This window comes from Geodermatophilus dictyosporus (assembly GCF_900115505.1).
GTDB classification, from domain to species: Bacteria; Actinomycetota; Actinomycetes; order Mycobacteriales; family Geodermatophilaceae; genus Geodermatophilus; species Geodermatophilus dictyosporus.
Genome location: NZ_FOWQ01000002.1, coordinates 706297 through 722930, shown reverse-complemented (window position 1 = coordinate 722930; position 16634 = coordinate 706297). Strand labels below are relative to the sequence as shown.

The following is a 16634-nucleotide window of genomic DNA, read 5'->3' as shown; positions in this document are numbered from 1 at the left end:
TGCGCGCCCGTGACCATCGACCTTGGTCCCGCGCGGGGCTAGCGTGGCGCTGCCCCACCCCGGGAGGGTCCGTGACCCGTCGCCGCCCGCTCGCCCGCCCGCTGCTCGCCATCCTGCTGGCGGTGGCGGTGGCGGTGGCGGTGCTGTGCGGCTGCGGCGGGCCGTCCGCGGAGCCCGCGCCCGCGGGGGAGGACGCCGTCCGCGTCGCCTCCTACGACTTCCCGGAGAACCAGGCACTCGCCGAGGTCTACGCCGAGGCGCTGCGCCGGGCCGGGTTCGGGGTGACCGTGCAGCACGGCATCGGCACCCGGGAGGTGGTGCTGCCGGCGCTCGAGCAGGGCGTCGTCGACGTCGTCGTCGATTACCTCGGGACCGCCTCGGAGTTCCTCGAGCCCGGCGCGGGGTCGGTGCACGACGACCCGGTGCCGCTGCGGGAGGCGCTGGCGGCCGCGCTGGCGCCGCGGGGGATGACCGTGCTGGCCGCCGCCGCGGCCGAGGACCAGAACGGGTTCGTCGTCCGGACCGACCTCGCCGTGCAGCACGGGATGACCACGCTCTCCGACCTCGCCGCGCTGGCGCCCGGGCTGGTCTTCGGCGGTCCGCCGGAGTGCGTGCAGCGGCCCTTCTGCCTGCCCGGCCTGCGCGAGGTCTACGGCGTGGAGTTCGCCGGCGTCCGCAGCATGCCCTCGCGCGCGGCCACGGTGGAGGCGCTGCTCACCGGGCAGGTCCACGTCGGGATGCTGGAGACGACCGACCCCCACCTCGTCGACACCGCGCTGCTGCTGCTCCGCGACGACCGGTCGCTGCAGCCCCGCGAGAACGTCGTGCCGATCGTGCGGACGGCGCTGGCCGACGAGGCCGGCGAGCGGTTGCGCGGTGCGCTGGACGCGGTCAGCGCGCAGCTGACCACCATCGACCTGGTCACGCTCAACCGGGCCGTCGCCGAGGGGCACACGCCCCGCGAGGCCGCCGCCCGCTGGTGGGACGGGAGGTGAACGCGGTCCTCCGGTCAGCCGGCCCCCTGCAGGGTCCCGCCACGAGCGCGCGAGTGGTGGGGGGCAGGGGGTCCTTCACGCGATGGCGCTGGTGCCGGTGATCGCCCGGCCGACGATCAGGCTGTTGACCTCGCGGGTGCCCTCGTAGGAGTAGATGGCCTCGGCGTCGGCCACGAACCGCCCCACGTGGTTCTCCAGCAGGATGCCGTTGCCGCCCATGAGCTCGCGGGCCCAGCCGACCGTCTCGCGCATGCGCATCGTCGAGTAGCCCTTGGCCATGGAGGCGTGCTCGTCGCGCAGCATCCCGCAGTCCTGCAGCTGCGAGGCGCGGGCGCAGAGCGCGGCGGAGGCGGTGATGTTGCCGAGCATCCGGAACAGCAGGTCCTGCACCAGCTGGAAGGAGGTGATCGAGCGGCCGAACTGGTCGCGCCCCATCGCGTACCGCAGGGCGTGCTCGTAGGCGCCGCGGGAGCAGCCCACCGCCGACCAGGCCACGCTCACCCGCGTCGCCCGCAGCACGTTGGCCGTGTCGCGGAAGCTGTTCGCGTTCTGCAGCCGGTTCTCCTCGGGCACCCGGACGCCGTCGAGGGTGATCTGCGCGTTCTGCACCGCGCGCAGCGCGATCTTGTCCTCGAGGTCGACCGCGCTGAACCCGGGCGCCGGGGTCTCGACGACGAAGCCGAGCACCCGGTCGGTGTCCACGTCCCGCGCCCAGATGATCACCAGGTCGGCGAAGCTGCCGTTGCCGATCCACTTCTTCTGCCCGTCGAGGACCCACTCGTCGCCGTCCCGCCGTGCGGTGGTCTGGATGCCGCGGGCGACGTCGGAGCCGTGCTCGGGCTCGGTCAGGCCGAAGGCGCCGATGAGCTGCATCCGGGCCATGGCCGGCAGCCAGCGCTCCTTCTGCTCGTCGGAGGCACAGAGCTGCAGGGTGCCCATGGCCAGACCGCCGTGGACGCCCATGAAGGTGGCCACCGAGGGGTCGCCGCGGCCGAGCTCCATGGACACCATGCCGTCGAACAGCGACGAGCGGCCCGGGCAGCCGTAGCCGGAGTACTGGGCGCCGGCGATGCCCAGCTCGGCCAGGCGGGGGATGAGCTGGCGGGGGAACTCCGCGCGCGTCCAGTAGTGGTTGATGATCGGCTCGACCTCCTCGTCCATGAACGCGCGGACGCGGTGCAGCGTCTCCCGGTCCTGGTCGTCGAGCAGCGCCTCGAGCTCGTAGAAGTCCGACGTGACGGTGGGCCGGTCGGCCATGGGTGCCTCCTCGCAGGGGACCGCGGTGTCCCGTGCGCCCGCCCTACCCGCGGACCCCGGCCGCAACCCGGCCGGGCCGCGCGACACCGGGCGCCCGCGGCGGCATGGCGACCGCCCTCCGGGGGCAGGGACCAGGGGTTGCGTCCGTCCGAGTTCCGAGGAGGGCCCCGTGCCCCGAACCATCGCCGACCAGACCGAGGACGAGCTCGGCGGGCCCGGCAGCGTCCTGGTGCGCCAGCGCGAGGACCACGAGGAGCTCGACCACCTGCTGCAGGAGCTCGACCGCACCACCGGTCACGCCCAGGAGGACGTGCTCACCCGCATCGACCGGCTCGTCTTCAGCCACGCCTTCGCCGAGGAGACCGTGCTGTGGCCGGTCATCCGCCGGGTGCTGCCCGACGGGGACGCGCTGACCCGGCGCATCGAGACCGAGCACCAGGAGGTCAACGAGCTCGTCGCCGCCCTCGAGGAGGGCGGGCCCGACTCCCCGGAGCGGCCGGCGCGGCTGGCCCGGCTGGTCGAGGTGCTGCAGGAGGACGTCCGCGACGAGGAGGACCTGCTGCTCCCGCGGCTGCAGGAGCGGCTCGACCCCGCCGAGCTGCGCCGGCTCGGTCGCCGCTGGGAGCTCGTGCGCCGGGTCGCGCCGACCCGCCCCCACCCGACCGTGTCGCGCCGGCCCCCGGGCAACGTGCTCTCGGGCCTGCCGCTGTCGCTGCTCGACCGCAGCCGCGACCTCGTCGACACCGTCGTCCGGCGGGTGCCGGCGGCGGCCTCGGCCGGCCGGACGGTCAGCCGGGGACTGGCCGCGGTGGCCGCCGTGGTGGAGCGCACCCCGCCGGCCCGCCGCGGCGACGGCCCGCCCACCGCGCGCTGACCACACGCCAGAGGCCCCCTCCCGCTCGGGGAGGGGGCCTCTGGCGGGTGTCCGGTGCGGCTAGTTCGTGTTGCGGGGCTTGGGCTCGGCGCGGGCGTCGAGCTGGATCTCCTTGTCGGCCCCCGGGATGCCGTCCTTGAGCTCCTTGGTCCGCTCCTTCTCGGCGTCGAACTCGATGCCGAACAGGAGCGCCAGGTTGATCAGCCAGAACCAGATGAGGAACACGACCACGCCGGCCAGTGCCCCGTAGGTCTTGTTGTAGCTGCCGAAGTTGGCCACGTAGAAGGCGAAGGCGGCCGAGGCCACGACCGCGACGAGGATCGCCACGCCGGCGCCGGGGCTGACGAACCGGAACCCGCGCAGCTTCACGTTCGGCGTCGAGTAGTAGAGGACGGCGATCATCAGCGCCAGGATCACGAGGATCACCGGCCACTTGACGACGTTCCACACGGTCAGCGCGGTCGGGCCCACGTTGACCGCGGAGCCGATCGCCTCGACCACCGGGCCACTGAGCACCAGCATCGCCACGATGACGGCGGCGAACAGGATGCCGATCAGGGTGACCAGCAGCTGCAGCGGCTTGAGCTTCCAGATCTTGCGGCCCTCGGGCGTCTCGTAGACGACGTTCGAGGCGCGGGTGAAGGCACCCACGTAGCCCGACGCCGACCAGACGGCGCCGACCAGACCGAGGACCAGGCCGAAGCCGGCGGTGCTCTGGCTGCCGGCGACCTGCTCGATGACCGGGCCCAGCGTGCTCGCGGCGCTGGCCGGGACGACGGTGGTCAGCGCCTCGGTGAGCTGCTGCGGCGTGGTGAGCAGCCCGACGATGGACGTCAGCGCGATGAGCGCCGGGAAGAGCGCGAGGACGCCGTAGTAGGTGAGCGACGCCGCCCAGTCGGTGAGGTTGTCCTCGCTGAACTCCGTCACGGTCCGCTTGACCGTGCCGAAGAAGGTGGGCTTGGTGTCGGTCCCCCGGGGGGCGTTGTCGAACCGGGTCGAGTTGACCTTGTCGTCGTGCGGCGCCGGGTCTCCGGTGGTGTTGCCGGTGAACCGTGTCTGCGCCTTCTCGCTCGCGGCACGGGAGCCAGTGGGGCGGGCCATCGTCGTCCTCCGGGACTGGGCGGGTTCGATCGGGCCTGTGGTGCCCCGGACGGTGCCGTTCCATGCGCTCCGGTGATCACCCGGGCGCGTCGCGGACCGGGTCAGCGGATGCCGGAGACCGGCGACCACTCGCCGGCGCAGGCGGTCGCGCGCTCGACGTCGGCGGCGTCGCCGTCGGGCTCGCCGGGGCCGCGGCGCCGGGCCTGGACCATCCCCACGACACTGACCAGCGCGACCGCGACGGCGGACGCGGCGCCCAGCAGCGCCACCGCGGTGAACGCCGAGGCGCGCGGGAAGCCCGTGGCCGGGTCCACGGCGGCGCCCAGCAGCGCCACGGTCAGCGTGCTGCCCACCGCCTGGCCCACCGCCCGGGCGATGGAGTTGACCGCGTTGGCCACCCCGGTCTCGCTGCGCCGCACGGCCTGCACGACCAGCGTCGGCAGTGCCGCGTAGACCACCGTCACCCACACCTGGGCGAGCAGGCCGGCCGTGACGACCAGCCAGGGCTCGGCGCGGGCCACCGCGAACACGGCGAAGCCGGCGATGCCCGCGGCCGCCCCGGCGAGCAGGGTCGGCAGCGCGCCGAGCCGGTCGACGATCGTCCCGGCCACCGGCGCCAGCAGGATGCCGACCACGCCCCCGGGCAGCAGGTAGACCACCGCGGCCTCGAGCACCCCGGCGCCGAAGCCGTAGCCGGCCTCCGGCGGCGTCTGCACGTACTGCATGACGACGAGGAAGGAGACGAACAGCCCGACGCCGGTCGTGAGCCCGGCCAGGTTGGGCACCAGCATGCGCGGGTCGGTGAGCAGCGCCGGTCGCACCAGCGGCTGGGCACGTCGCCGCTGCAGCAGCACCCAGCCGGTCAGGACGACGGCCGCGCCGGCGGCGCAGCCCAGCGTGCCCGGCGAGGTCCAGCCCCAGGCGTTGCCCTGGGAGACCGGCAGGAGCAGCAGCACCAGCCCCACGCCGAGCACCGCGGCGCCGGCCCAGTCGACCCGCCCGGTGGCCGTCGCAGGACGGCGGGGCAGCAGGACGGCGGCCAGCACCAGCGACACCAGGGTCACGCCCAGGCCGATCCAGAACGGCCGTCGGTAGTCGCCGCCGTCACCGGTGAGCAGACCGGCGGCGACCAGGCCGACCACACCACCGACGCCGAGCGTGCTGCTCACCACCGACATCGCCACGCTCAGCCGTCCGGGCGGCAGCTCCCGGCGCAGCACGCTGATCGACAGGGGGAACAGGCCGTAGGACGCGCCCTGCAGCACGCGGGCCACCAGCAGCAGCGGCAGCGACCGGGTGACGACGGCCAGCAGGGTGCCCAGCGCCACCGCCGCCAGGATGCCGAGGATGACCGGCCGCTCGCCGTGGGTGTCGCCGAGGCGGCCGAGCACCGGCGTGAGGACGGCGGCGGCCAGCAGGTTCGCGGTGAGCACCCACCCGGCGGCAGCCGTGGAGACGCCGAGCTGCTCGCCGATGGGCCCGAGCACCGGTACGACCAGGCTCTGCAGCAGCGACAGCGTGGTCACGCCCAGTGACAGGGCGAGGACGAGCAGCGCAGGACGCGTCGGGGCGGGCGACGACACGGCGCCGGCTCGCCCGGCCTGCGGACCGGCGGACACGACCCGATGACACCATGCGCCGACGACCCGGGCCGAGGCGGGCACGGGTGACCCGGCGGAGTGAGGGCTCTCACCCCGTCCATCAGGTGAACAGTGCGAGACGACGATTGAGAGGGCGATCGGCGGGGGACAACAGTTCCCGACGACGTGCTGCGGGAACTCGGTCCCGACAGCGGGGGATTACGAGCAGGGGGACGTTCTGCGATGGTGCTGTGGCCTGTTGTCGCTCTCGTCGGTTTCCTGGTCCTGACCGGACTGGTCATCGCGATGGGCACCTCGACGACGGCGCGTTACGAGCGCGAGCAGCGGGCTGCGGCCCCCTCGACCACGCGTGCCTCCGCCGGCGAGCCCGTGGGGGCCCGCGCCGTCTAGGACCCCTCCGGCTCCGCCTGAGCCACCCCTACCCGACGCGCCCCGCCGCTCCTGTCGCAGGAGCAGCGGGGCGCGGGTGCGTCGTGGGCGGCCTCTCGCTAGAGGTGGGCCTCCGGGGTGTCGAGCACCGTCCGGTCCAGCGACTCGAGCAGGTCCAGCCAGGTGTGCACCTTCGGCAGCTCCCAGCGCTGGAAGAACCGAGCGGCCGCGCGCTTGCCCTCGTGGAAGTCGCTGGTCTCGTCGCGGGTGGCCAGCGCCTGCTCCAGCCACAGCCACGCGACGACGGTGTGGCCGGCCGCGTCGAGGTAGGCGCTGGCGTTGGCCAGGGCCAGCGCCGGGTCGCCGGTGCCCCACAGCGTCGCGGTGACCGACGTCAGCCGGGTGGCGGCGGCGTCGACGTCGGCGGCGAGGTCGGCGAACGGGGTGCCGGCCGCGCGCGCCGTCGTCGCCGCGATGGTCTCCGTCAGCAGCCGCAGGCCGGCACCGCCGTGCACCGTCACCTTGCGGCCGAGCAGGTCGAGGGCCTGGATGCCGTTGGTGCCCTCGTGGATCGGGTTGAGCCGGTTGTCCCGGTAGAACTGCTCGACCGGGTAGTCGCGGGTGTAGCCGTACCCGCCGTGGACCTGGATGGCCAGGTCGTCGGCGACCGGTCCCCACTGCGAGGGCCAGGCCTTCGCGATCGGCGTGAGGGTGTCGAGCAGCAGGTGGGCGCGGTCGCGCTCCTCCTGGGTCTCCGCCGTCCTCTCCTCGTCGACCAGCCGCGCGCAGTACAGGCCGAGGGCCAGCCCGCCCTGCGCGTAGCTCTTGGCGGCCAGCAGCATGCGGCGGACGTCGGCGTGGTCGACCAGCCGCACCATCGGGGAGGAGGCGTCCCGGTTGGTCGCGGGGCGGCCCTGCGTGCGGGTGCGCGCGTACTCCAGGGCGTGCAGGTAGCCGGTGTAGCCGAGGACGGTCGCGCCCATCCCGACGCCGATCCGGGCCTCGTTCATCATGTGGAACATGTAGGAGAGCCCCTTGTGCGGCTCGCCGACCAGGTACCCCATGGCGCCGGCCCGGCCGCCCGGGGTGTGCACGCCCTCGCCGAAGTTGAGCAGCGTGTTCGTCGTCCCGCGGTAACCCATCTTGTGGTTCAGGCCGGCCAGCACGACGTCGTTGCGCTCGCCCAGCGACCCGTCCTCGCCCACCAGGACCTTCGGGACGACGAACAGCGAGATGCCCTTCACGCCGGGCGGCCCGCCGGGGATCTTGGCCAGGACCAGGTGGACGATGTTCTCGGTCAGCTCGTGGTCGCCGGCCGAGATCCACATCTTGTTGCCGGTGAGCCGGTACGTGCCGTCGTCCTGCGGCTCGGCGCGGGTGGTGATGTCGGCCAGCGACGACCCGGCCTGCGGCTCCGACAGCGCCATCGTGCCGAACCAGCGGCCCTCGAGCATGGGCCGGACCCAGGTGTCCTTCTGCTCCTGCGAGCCGTGCGCCAGCAGCAGGCGGGCGTTGCCCATGGTCAGGAACGGGTAGCTCGACGTCCCGACGTTGGCCGCCTTGAACCAGGCGAACGCCGCCTGCCCGACGGTCTGCGGCAGCTGCATGCCGCCGTACTCCTCGTCGAAGGTGCCGGCCATGATCCCGGACTCGCGGAACACGTCCAGTGCGCGCGCCACCTCCGGGATCATCTCGACCCGGCCGTCGACGAACCGCGGCTCGTTCTCGTCGGCCTTCCGGTTGTGCGGCGCGAAGTGCTCGGTCGCGATCTGCTGGGCGAGGTCCATCACCGCGTCGAAGGTCTCGCGCGAGTGCTCGGCGTAGCGCGGCCGCTTGGTCAGCGTCTCGACATCCAGCCACTCGTGCAGGAGGAAGTCCAGGTCGCGGCGGGACAGGATCAGCGAGGACACGGGGCCTCCACGGACGACGACGGCGGGAGAGCGGGCGCGCTGCCCGACCGGCCCACGATAGGCCCGCGGACGGCCCCGTCCGGTTGGGGACCGGCGGGTCCCGGGTAGCCGGGTACCCGAGGGCGCCGGACGGCCCCCAGGGGAGGACCCATGGACCTGACGCAGGTGATCGGCCGGGCGACCGGCCTGGCCGGCGGGGCGGGCGCGGCGCTGCTGCAGCGGCTGCAGCACGTGCGGCTGCCCGGGGTCGGCCAGGCCTCGGCCACCGACGACCCCGAGCGCGCCGCCCGGCGCTGGCGGGCGGTGACCGTGCTGCGCGACCCGGCCGACGTCGACCCGGCGGCCGGGCTGCCCACCCCGCTGGCCGCGCTCGGCGACCGCATCGAGGTGCGGGTGACGCCGGCACCCGGTGACCGCGGTACCGAGCTGGCCGCCCGATACCGCCACACGCCCGGCCCGGAGGAGATCGGCGACCTGCGCGCGGCGCTGCGCGAGGCCAAGGCGCTGCTGGAGGTCGGCGAGGTGCTGCGGGTCGACCCGCAGCCGCACGGTCGTCGCGCGGCCACGCCGCAGGGCGCCGCGCTGGAGGGGGCCGCGAAGGCGGCGCCGAGGGAGGGCGTGCTGTGAGGGCGGTGACCTGGCAGGGCGTCAACGAGGTCGGCGTGGAGACCGTGCCCGACCCGACGATCCTCAACGACCGCGACGTCGTCCTGAAGGTGACCCGGACGACGACCTGCGGCTCGGACCTGCACCTGATCGGCGGCTACATCCCGGCGATGCGGACCGGCGACGTCATCGGGCACGAGTTCATGGGCGAGGTCGTCGAGGTCGGCGCGGAGGTGCGCGACCGGCGCGTGGGCGACCGCGTCGTCGTCAACTCCTTCATCGCCTGCGGCACCTGCTGGTACTGCCGCCAGGAGCTGTACTCGCTGTGCGACAACGGCAACCCGAACCCGGGCATCACCGAGGGGCTGTGGGGCCAGAGTCCCGGCGGGTGCTTCGGCTACTCGCACGCGGTGGGCGGCTTCGCCGGTTCGCACGCGGAGTACGTCCGGGTGCCCTACGCCGACGTCGGCACCTTCGTCGTGCCCGAGGAGGTGAGCGACGACCGGGCGCTGTTCGCCTCCGACGCCGTCTCCACCGGCTGGATGGGCGCCGACCTGGCGGGGACGAAGCCGGGGGACACCGTGGCCGTCTGGGGCGCCGGCGGCGTCGGGCAGATGGCGGCGCGGGCGGCGATGCTGCTGGGCGCCGAGCAGGTGGTCGTCATCGACCGGCTGCCCGAGCGGCTCGCGCAGGTCCGGCGGCACGTGGGTGCCGAGGTGGTCGACTACTCGACCACCGACGTCATGGCCGAGCTGCGCGAGCGCACCGGCGGACGCGGGCCCGACGTCTGCATCGAGGCCGTGGGCATGGAGGCGCACAGCCCCGGCGTCCACGGGGTGTACGACCAGGTCAAGCAGCAGCTGCGGCTGCAGACCGACCGGCCCTCGGCTGTCCGGGAGGCGATCCTGGCCTGCCGCAAGGGCGGCAGCGTCTTCGTGCTGGGCGTCTTCGCGGGGCCGGTGGACAAGTTCCCGCTCGGTGCGGCGATGAACAAGGGGCTCACCCTGCGGGGCGCGCAGGTTCACGGCCAGCGCTACACGCCGCGGATCCTCGAGCACATGGCCCGCGGCGAGCTGACCACCGAGCACCTGGCCACGCACGTGATGCCGCTGGAGGACGCGGCACGCGGCTACGAGCTGTTCAAGAGCAAGGAGGACGGCTGCGTGCGGGCGGTCTTCCTGCCCTGACACGGTCGGCCTGCCGGCCCGGCCCAGGACGACGGAGGTCCCTCCCCGCGGGGTGCGGGGAGGGACCTCCGTCGTGGTGCGGTGCTCAGCCGCGCGGGCGGGCGGCGCCGTCGTCCAGGTGGTCGGCGGGGATGGACGCCAGGCCGGTCGACGCCCTGCCGGCGGCCTCGTGCCGGCCCGGGTGCCGCCGCCGGTGCCCGGTGTCCGCGTGCACGTCCCCCGGGCGTCCGGCGGGCGGCGCGGTCGACGTCGGGGCCGCCGCGCCCGCCGCCTGCGCCGCCGTCTCGCCGGCGTCCTCGGCCTCCGGGTCGCCGGCCGTCTGGGCGGCCGCCTGACGCGCCTGGATGCCGGACTTGTCGCTCAGGGCCAGCTGCGGCAGGAACAGGAACACGAGGAACCCGACCGCGGCCACGCAGGCCGCGATGAGGAAGACCAGGTCCATCGTGTTCGCGAAGCCCACCTTGAACGGCAGCCCCAGGAACGCGGGCAGGTCCTGGATGAACGAGGTGTCCGAGAGGTCGGACCCCGCCTGCAGCTGACCGCTCTGCAGTGCCTCGGCCACCCGCGGGTCGGTCGCCGCGGCCGAGGTCAGCGAGCCCTCGATCTCCACCGGGAGGCGGCTGAACAGCACGGAGAGGAAGGCGGCGGTGCCGACCGTCGCGCCCATCTGGCGGAAGAACGTGACCGAGGAGGTGGCCACGCCCATCTGGCTCGGCGGCACGGCGTTCTGCACCGCGAGGACGGCCGGCTGGAAGTTGAAGCCCAGCCCCACGCCCAGCAGGACCATGAACGGCACGAGGACCCAGATCGACGTCTCGGCGCCCACGACGAACGAGAGCGACAGCAGCGCAGCGGTGATGAGCGTGGTGCCGGCCAGCGGGAACACCTTGTACCTGCCGGTCCTGGAGATGGTGATGCCCGAGCTCATCGCGCCGATCATGATCCCGAGGACGAGGGGGATCATCTGCAGGCCGGCGACGGTGGCGCTGGAGCCGTGCACGATCTGCAGGTACTGGGGGAGCAGCAGCAGGCCGCCGAACATGGCCGCGCCCACCACCACGCTGCCGAGGCTGGCGATGGTGAAGCTGCGGTTGCGGAACAGCCGCAGCGGCAGCAGCGCCTCGTCGCCGTAGGCCCGCTCGGCCAGCAGGAAGAGGACGAGGCCGACGGCGCCGATCGCGTAGCAGATCAGGGCGCGGGTCGACGTCCAGCCCCAGAGGCGGCCCTGCTCGGCGACGACCAGCAGCGGCACGATGAAGGTGATCAGGGCCAGGGCGCCGGGCCAGTCGATGCGGTGGTCCTGGCGGTCGTGCGGCAGGTGCAGCACCCGGAAGACGGCGGCGAAGGCGAGGATCCCGAGCGGCACGTTGACGAAGAAGATCCAGCGCCAGCCGTCGACGCCGAACAGGGAGGTCTGGCCGGCGAAGAAGCCGCCGATGACCGGGCCGAGCACGCTCGAGGTGCCGAAGACGGCCATGAAGTAGCCCTGGTACCGCGAGCGCTCCCGCGGCGGCACGATGTCGCCGATGATCGCCAGCGCCAGCGACATGAGACCGCCGGCGCCGATGCCCTGGACGGCACGGTAGGCGGCGAGCTGGTACATCGAGTCGGCGATGCCGCAGAGCACCGAGCCGACGACGAAGACGGCGATGGCGAACAGGTAGAAGGGCCGCCGGCCGTAGATGTCGGAGAGCTTGCCGTAGAGCGGCGTGGAGATCGTCGAGGTGATCAGGAACGCCGTGGTCGCCCACACCTGCAGGTCGTAGCCCTGCAGGTCGTCGGCGATGGTGCGGATCGCGGTGGAGACGACGGTCTGGTCGAGAGCGGCCAGGAACATCGCGACCATCAGCCCGGCGATGATCGTGAGGATCTGCCGGTGGGTGAACGCGCCGTCCTCGCCCGGTGCGGCGGCGGCCGCGCGCGTCTCCCGGCGCTCGGCCGCGGTGGTGCGGGTGGTCTGGGTCATGGCTTCTCTCTGGGGGCGGGGAAGGCGGGGCGGGAGTCGGCCGGCAGGGCCGCGGTGAGGTCGTCGAGCAGGCGCCCGAACAGCTCGGTGAGGACGGCGAGGTCGTCGTCGGACCAGCCGGCGGTGACGGCGGCGAGGTGGGCCGTGCGCTCCTCGCGCAGCCGCTCCGCGGCGGCCCGGCCGGCGTCGGTGACCAGCAGGCGGGTGGCGCGGCCGTCGGTCTCGTCGGCGACCCGCTGCACCAGCCCCTGCTCGACCAGTGCGGCGACGTGCCGGCTGACCGTCGAGGGGTCGGCGTGGACCAGCTCGGCCAGCGCGCTCTGCCGCAGCGGGCCGACCCGCACCAGCGGGAAGAGCAGCACCAGGGCGGCGCGGTCGCGGCCGTCGACCCCGGCGGCCTGCTTGAGCGCCTGCACCAGCCGGAAGAAGCGGGGCAGGTGGTCCGACAGCGCGCGGACGTCGGCGACCCGGTCGGCCGACGGCGTCGCGGAGGGGCCGGCCGCGGGCGCGGCGACAGGGGACACGAGGGCCTCCGGAGGACGGCGGACGGGATGAGTGCACGGTACAAGCCGTTGCGCGATACAAGCAACAACGTGCAAGGCGCACGGATGTGGTGTCTGCAACGGTTCGGGGGTGCCGTACCCCGGCGGCGGCACGGCATGCCGGGAAGAGGACCCACCCGGCCGGCGTTGTGCGCTGTGGCCCGGGCGCCCGGACGGCGTCGGCCTCCCCGGTGCGATCCTGAGGACGACGGCGTCGTGCCGTCCCCACCTGCGAGAGGAAGCCGAGCGCGACCGTGACCGCCACCCTCCCGGACCTCCGGTCCCGGCTGGCCGCGCTGACCCTCGAGGACGAGCACCGGCTCGGCCGCCGGCTGGAGGGGCTGCGCCGCACCCGCGACGAGGTGGCCCGCGAACGCGCGCTGGAGGAGATCGCCGGCGACGTCGCCGCCGCCGAGGAGCGGGTCGCCCGCCGGCGGGCCGCCGTCCCCGCGGTGACCTACCCCGAGCAGCTGCCGGTGAGCGCCCGCCGCGACGACATCGCCGCGGCGCTGCGCGAGCACCAGGTGGTGGTCGTCGCCGGTGAGACCGGCTCCGGCAAGACCACCCAGCTGCCCAAGATCGCCCTTGAGCTGGGCCGGGGGGTGCGCGGCCGGATCGGGCACACCCAGCCGCGGCGGATCGCCGCGCGGACGGTGGCCGAGCGCATCGCCGAGGAGCTCGGCGCGCCGCTCGGTGGCGCGGTGGGCTGGAAGGTCCGCTTCACCGACCAGGTCGGCGACGGGACGCTGGTCAAGCTGATGACCGACGGCGTCCTGCTGGCGGAGATCGCGCACGACCGGCTGCTGCGCCAGTACGACACGATCATCGTCGACGAGGCGCACGAGCGGAGCCTCACCATCGACTTCCTGCTGGGTTACCTCGCCCAGCTGCTGCCCCAGCGGCCCGACCTCAAGGTCGTCATCACCTCGGCCACCATCGACGTCGACCGGATCGCCAAGCACTTCGGTGTCGACGGCGCCGACGTCCCGGTGGTCGAGGTCAGCGGCCGCACCTACCCGGTGGAGGTGCGCTACCGGCCCGTCGTCGACCCCGACGGGCGGGTGGGCGACGGCGCAGCCGACCCCGACCGCGACCAGGTCACCGCCATCGGCGACGCGGTCGAGGAGCTGGCCGCCGAGGGGCCCGGCGACGTACTGGTGTTCCTGGCCGGCGAGCGGGAGATCCGCGACACCGCCGACGCGCTCACCGAGCGCTTCCCCGGCGTCGAGGTGCTGCCCCTATACTCGCGGCTGTCGGCCGCCGACCAGCACCGGGTCTTCCAGCCGCACACCGGACGGCGGGTCGTGCTCGCCACCAACGTCGCCGAGACCTCGCTGACCGTGCCCGGGATCCGCTACGTCGTCGACCCCGGGACCGCCCGCATCTCCCGCTACAGCGCCCGGACCAAGGTGCAGCGGCTGCCCATCGAGCCGATCAGCCAGGCCTCGGCGCGGCAGCGCTCGGGCCGCTGCGGGCGGGTGGCCGACGGCATCGCGATCCGGCTCTACACCGCGGACGACTTCGACGGCCGCCCGGAGTACACCGACCCGGAGATCCTGCGCACCGGCCTGGCCGCGGTGCTGCTGCAGATGGCCGCCCTCGACCTGGGCGCGGTGGAGGACTTCCCGTTCATCGACCCGCCGGACCGCCGCGCCGTCGCCGACGGCCGGGCGCTGCTCGAGGAGCTCGGGGCGTTCGACGAGCGCAGCCGGCTCACCCCGATCGGCCGCGCGCTCGCCCAGCTGCCGCTCGACCCGCGGCTGGGCCGCATGGTGGTCGAGGCCGACCGGCGGGGCGTGCTCGACGAGGTCCTGGTCATCGCCGCCGGGCTGACCGTCCAGGACCCCCGCGAGCGGCCCGCCGAGCACCAGCAGGCCGCCGACCAGGCGCACGCCCGCTTCGCCGACGAGCACTCCGACTTCCTCACCCTGCTCAACCTCTGGCGGTACCTCGCCGAGCAGGCCGAGGCGCTGTCGGGCAGCGCCTTCCGCCGCACGATCAAGCGGGAGTTCCTGCACTACCTGCGCATCCGCGAGTGGCAGGACCTCTACGGCCAGCTGCGCGGCACCGCCCGCCGGCTCGGCATGACCCTCGCCCCGCCCGCCGCCGAGCCCGACGAGCGCGGCATCACCACCGCCCTGCTGTCCGGCCTGCTGTCGCAGGTGGGACTGCAGGCCGAGGACGCCAAGGGCGGCGGCGGCGGCAAGGAGGCGTCGCGGCGACGCGGCAGCCGGGAGTACCTGGGTGCCCGCGGTGCCCGGTTCGTCATCGCCCCCGGCACCCCGCTGGCGAAGAAGCCGCCGCGGTGGGTCGTGGCCGCCGAGCTGGTGGAGACCAGCCGGCTGTTCGCCCGCACGGTGGCCCGCGTCGACCCCGACGACGTCGAGCGGCTGGCCGGCCACCTGGTGAAGCGGGAGCACTCCGAGCCGCGGTGGGACGCCAAGCGCGGCTCCGTCGTGGCCACCGAGCGGGTGACCCTGTACGGACTGCCGCTGGTGGTGGGCCGCCGGGTGCAGTACGGCTCGATCGACCCGGTGGTCTCCCGCGAGCTGTTCATCCGGCACGCCCTCGTGCAGGGCGAGTGGACGACGCACCACCGGTTCTGGGCCGACAACCAGCGGGCGCTGGAGCGGGTCGCGGAACTCGAGGAGCGGGCCCGTCGCCGCGACATCCGCGTCGACGACGAGACGGTCTTCGAGCTCTACGACGCGCGCGTCCCGGCTGACGTCGTCTCCACCCGGCACTTCGACCGGTGGTGGAAGCAGGCCCGTCGGGAGACCCCCGACCTGCTCACGTTCACCCCCGAGATGCTCACCAACGCGGCGACGGCCGGGCAGGTGCGCGTCGAGGACTTCCCCGACGAGGTGCCGCTGACGCAGGGCCTGACCCTGCCGCTGTCCTACGCGTTCGCGCCGGGCACCCCGACCGACGGCGTCACCGTCGACGTCCCGCTGGCGGTGCTCGACACCGTCGCCGAGCAGACGTCCGGCGAGTCCCTGGCCTTCACGGTGCCCGGTCTGCGCGCGGAGCTGGTGACCGCGCTGCTGCGGACGCTGCCCAAGCAGCTGCGGCGCGCCCTGGTGCCGATCCCCGACCGGGTGCGCGAGGTGCTGCCCCGCATCGCGCCGACCGAGCCGCTGCTGCCGGCGCTGGAGCGCGAGCTGCGCCGGGCCGCCGCGATCGTCGTCCCGCCGGACGCCTGGCGTCCCGAGCAGGTGCCCGGCCACCTGCGGGCGACCTTCCGGGTCGTCGACGAGCGCAACCGCACCCTGGCGCAGGGCAAGGAGCTGGCCGCGCTGCGCGCCGAGGTGGCGCCGCAGGCCCGCGCGAGCCTGGCCGCGGCGGCCTCCGACGTCGAGCGCACCGGGCTGACCACCTGGTCCGTCGGGGACCTGCCGCGCACCGTCGACGTCCGCCGCGGCGGGCACGTCGTCACCGCGTACCCGGCGCTGGTCGACGAGGGCACGACGGTCGGCGTCCGGGTGGTGGCCACCGAGGCCGAGGCCACCCGGCTGACCTGGCGGGGTGCGCGCCGGCTGCTCCTGCTGGTCGCCGGCTCACCCACGGGCAAGGTGGTGAAGGGCCTGTCGCCGAGGACCAGGCTCGCGCTGCAGTTCAACCCCGACGGCGAGATCCCCGCGCTGGTCGACGACTGCGTCGAGGCCGCGGCCGACGAGCTGATCGCGGCCGCCGGCGGGCCACCGCGGGACGAGGCCGCGTTCACCGGCCTCGTGGCCACGGCCCGCCAGCAGCTGCTGCCCCTCACCCAGGACACCGTGCGGCGGGTCGAGGCGGTGCTCACCCAGGCCCGCGAGGTCGCCGTGGCGATCGGCGCCGCGCCGGGCCGGCGGGTGCCCGAGGCGGCGGTCGCCGACCTGCGCCGGCAGATGGGCGGGCTGCTGCACCGCGGGTTCGTGGCCGGCGCGGGGCGCCGACGGCTGCCCGACCTCGTCCGCTACCTGCGCGCGATGGCGCACCGGCTGGAGAAGCTCCCGGCCAACGCGGCGCGCGACGCGCTGTGGACGCAGCAGGTGGCGGCCGTGACCGCCGAGTACGAGCAGCTGCGGCGCGAGGTGCCCTCGACCGGCGCGCCCGACGACCCGGTGGTGCGGGTGCGCTGGATGGTCGAGGAGCTGCGGGTCAGCCTGTTCGCCCAGGCCGTCGGCACGCCGCGGCCGGTGTCGGAGCAGCGGGTCTACAAGGCCATCGACGCGCTCACGGCCTAG

At 74.4% G+C, this 16634-nt stretch carries 12 protein-coding genes; 6 read left to right on the top strand and 6 right to left on the bottom strand.

Annotated elements, in window-relative coordinates:
- Nucleotides 1-71: 71 nt before the first annotated feature.
- Nucleotides 72-995 (top strand): ABC transporter substrate-binding protein, encoded by a 924-nt coding sequence (locus BMZ33_RS07100; RefSeq protein WP_169064001.1) that lies wholly within the window; start codon nucleotides 72-74, stop codon nucleotides 993-995.
- A 75-nt stretch (nucleotides 996-1070) separates the two neighbouring features.
- Here BMZ33_RS07100 and BMZ33_RS07095 read toward each other — a convergent pair whose 3' ends face one another.
- Nucleotides 1071-2252 (bottom strand): acyl-CoA dehydrogenase family protein, encoded by a 1182-nt coding sequence (locus tag BMZ33_RS07095; protein WP_091108804.1) that lies wholly within the window; start codon nucleotides 2250-2252, stop codon nucleotides 1071-1073.
- A 169-nt stretch (nucleotides 2253-2421) separates the two neighbouring features.
- Between BMZ33_RS07095 and BMZ33_RS07090 the strand changes: the two genes are divergently transcribed.
- Nucleotides 2422-3126, top strand: coding sequence for a hemerythrin domain-containing protein (locus tag BMZ33_RS07090; RefSeq protein ID WP_091108803.1), 705 nt, complete (start codon nucleotides 2422-2424; stop codon nucleotides 3124-3126).
- A gap of 60 nt (nucleotides 3127-3186) precedes the next feature.
- Here the strand turns inward: BMZ33_RS07090 and BMZ33_RS07085 are convergent, their stop codons facing one another.
- Both BMZ33_RS07085 and BMZ33_RS07080 read right to left on the bottom strand, forming a co-directional pair.
- The gene (locus tag BMZ33_RS07085; RefSeq protein WP_091108802.1) at nucleotides 3187-4227 is read right to left on the bottom strand and encodes a YihY/virulence factor BrkB family protein; all 1041 of its coding nucleotides are present in this window, start codon (nucleotides 4225-4227) and stop codon (nucleotides 3187-3189) included.
- 101 nt (nucleotides 4228-4328) lie between these two features.
- The gene (locus BMZ33_RS07080; RefSeq protein ID WP_169064000.1) at nucleotides 4329-5846 is read right to left on the bottom strand and encodes an MFS transporter; all 1518 of its coding nucleotides are present in this window, start codon (nucleotides 5844-5846) and stop codon (nucleotides 4329-4331) included.
- A gap of 204 nt (nucleotides 5847-6050) precedes the next feature.
- Here BMZ33_RS07080 and BMZ33_RS23155 point away from each other — a divergent pair, with 204 nt between their 5' ends.
- On the top strand, nucleotides 6051-6218 hold the full coding sequence (locus BMZ33_RS23155; RefSeq protein ID WP_169063999.1) for a hypothetical protein: 168 nt from the start codon (nucleotides 6051-6053) through the stop codon (nucleotides 6216-6218).
- Between the two features lie 98 nt (nucleotides 6219-6316).
- On the opposite strand, the gene BMZ33_RS07075 is transcribed toward BMZ33_RS23155, so the two are convergent.
- Complete coding sequence (locus BMZ33_RS07075) at nucleotides 6317-8107, bottom strand: acyl-CoA dehydrogenase (RefSeq protein WP_091108801.1); 1791 nt, start codon at nucleotides 8105-8107, stop codon at nucleotides 6317-6319.
- Nucleotides 8108-8257: 150 nt separating this feature from the next.
- Here BMZ33_RS07075 and BMZ33_RS07070 point away from each other — a divergent pair, with 150 nt between their 5' ends.
- Together BMZ33_RS07070 and BMZ33_RS07065 are read left to right on the top strand one after the other, a co-directional pair.
- Complete coding sequence (locus BMZ33_RS07070; RefSeq protein WP_091108800.1) at nucleotides 8258-8734, top strand: hypothetical protein; 477 nt, start codon at nucleotides 8258-8260, stop codon at nucleotides 8732-8734.
- Nucleotides 8731-9900, top strand: a complete 1170-nt coding sequence (locus BMZ33_RS07065; protein WP_091108799.1) for a zinc-dependent alcohol dehydrogenase — start codon at nucleotides 8731-8733, stop codon at nucleotides 9898-9900. Before BMZ33_RS07070 ends, BMZ33_RS07065 begins: the two co-directional genes overlap by 4 nt.
- A gap of 85 nt (nucleotides 9901-9985) precedes the next feature.
- Here the strand turns inward: BMZ33_RS07065 and BMZ33_RS07060 are convergent, their stop codons facing one another.
- Together BMZ33_RS07060 and BMZ33_RS07055 are read right to left on the bottom strand one after the other, a co-directional pair.
- On the bottom strand, nucleotides 9986-11866 hold the full coding sequence (locus BMZ33_RS07060) for an MDR family MFS transporter (RefSeq protein ID WP_091108798.1): 1881 nt from the start codon (nucleotides 11864-11866) through the stop codon (nucleotides 9986-9988).
- Nucleotides 11863-12390 (bottom strand): MarR family winged helix-turn-helix transcriptional regulator, encoded by a 528-nt coding sequence (locus BMZ33_RS07055; protein WP_091108797.1) that lies wholly within the window; start codon nucleotides 12388-12390, stop codon nucleotides 11863-11865. Before BMZ33_RS07055 ends, BMZ33_RS07060 begins: the two co-directional genes overlap by 4 nt.
- Nucleotides 12391-12662: 272 nt before the next feature.
- On the opposite strand from BMZ33_RS07055, the gene hrpA reads away from it, so the two are divergent.
- A complete protein-coding gene (gene hrpA / locus BMZ33_RS07050; protein WP_091108796.1) occupies nucleotides 12663-16634 on the top strand; it encodes an ATP-dependent RNA helicase HrpA in 3972 nt (1323 codons plus the stop codon).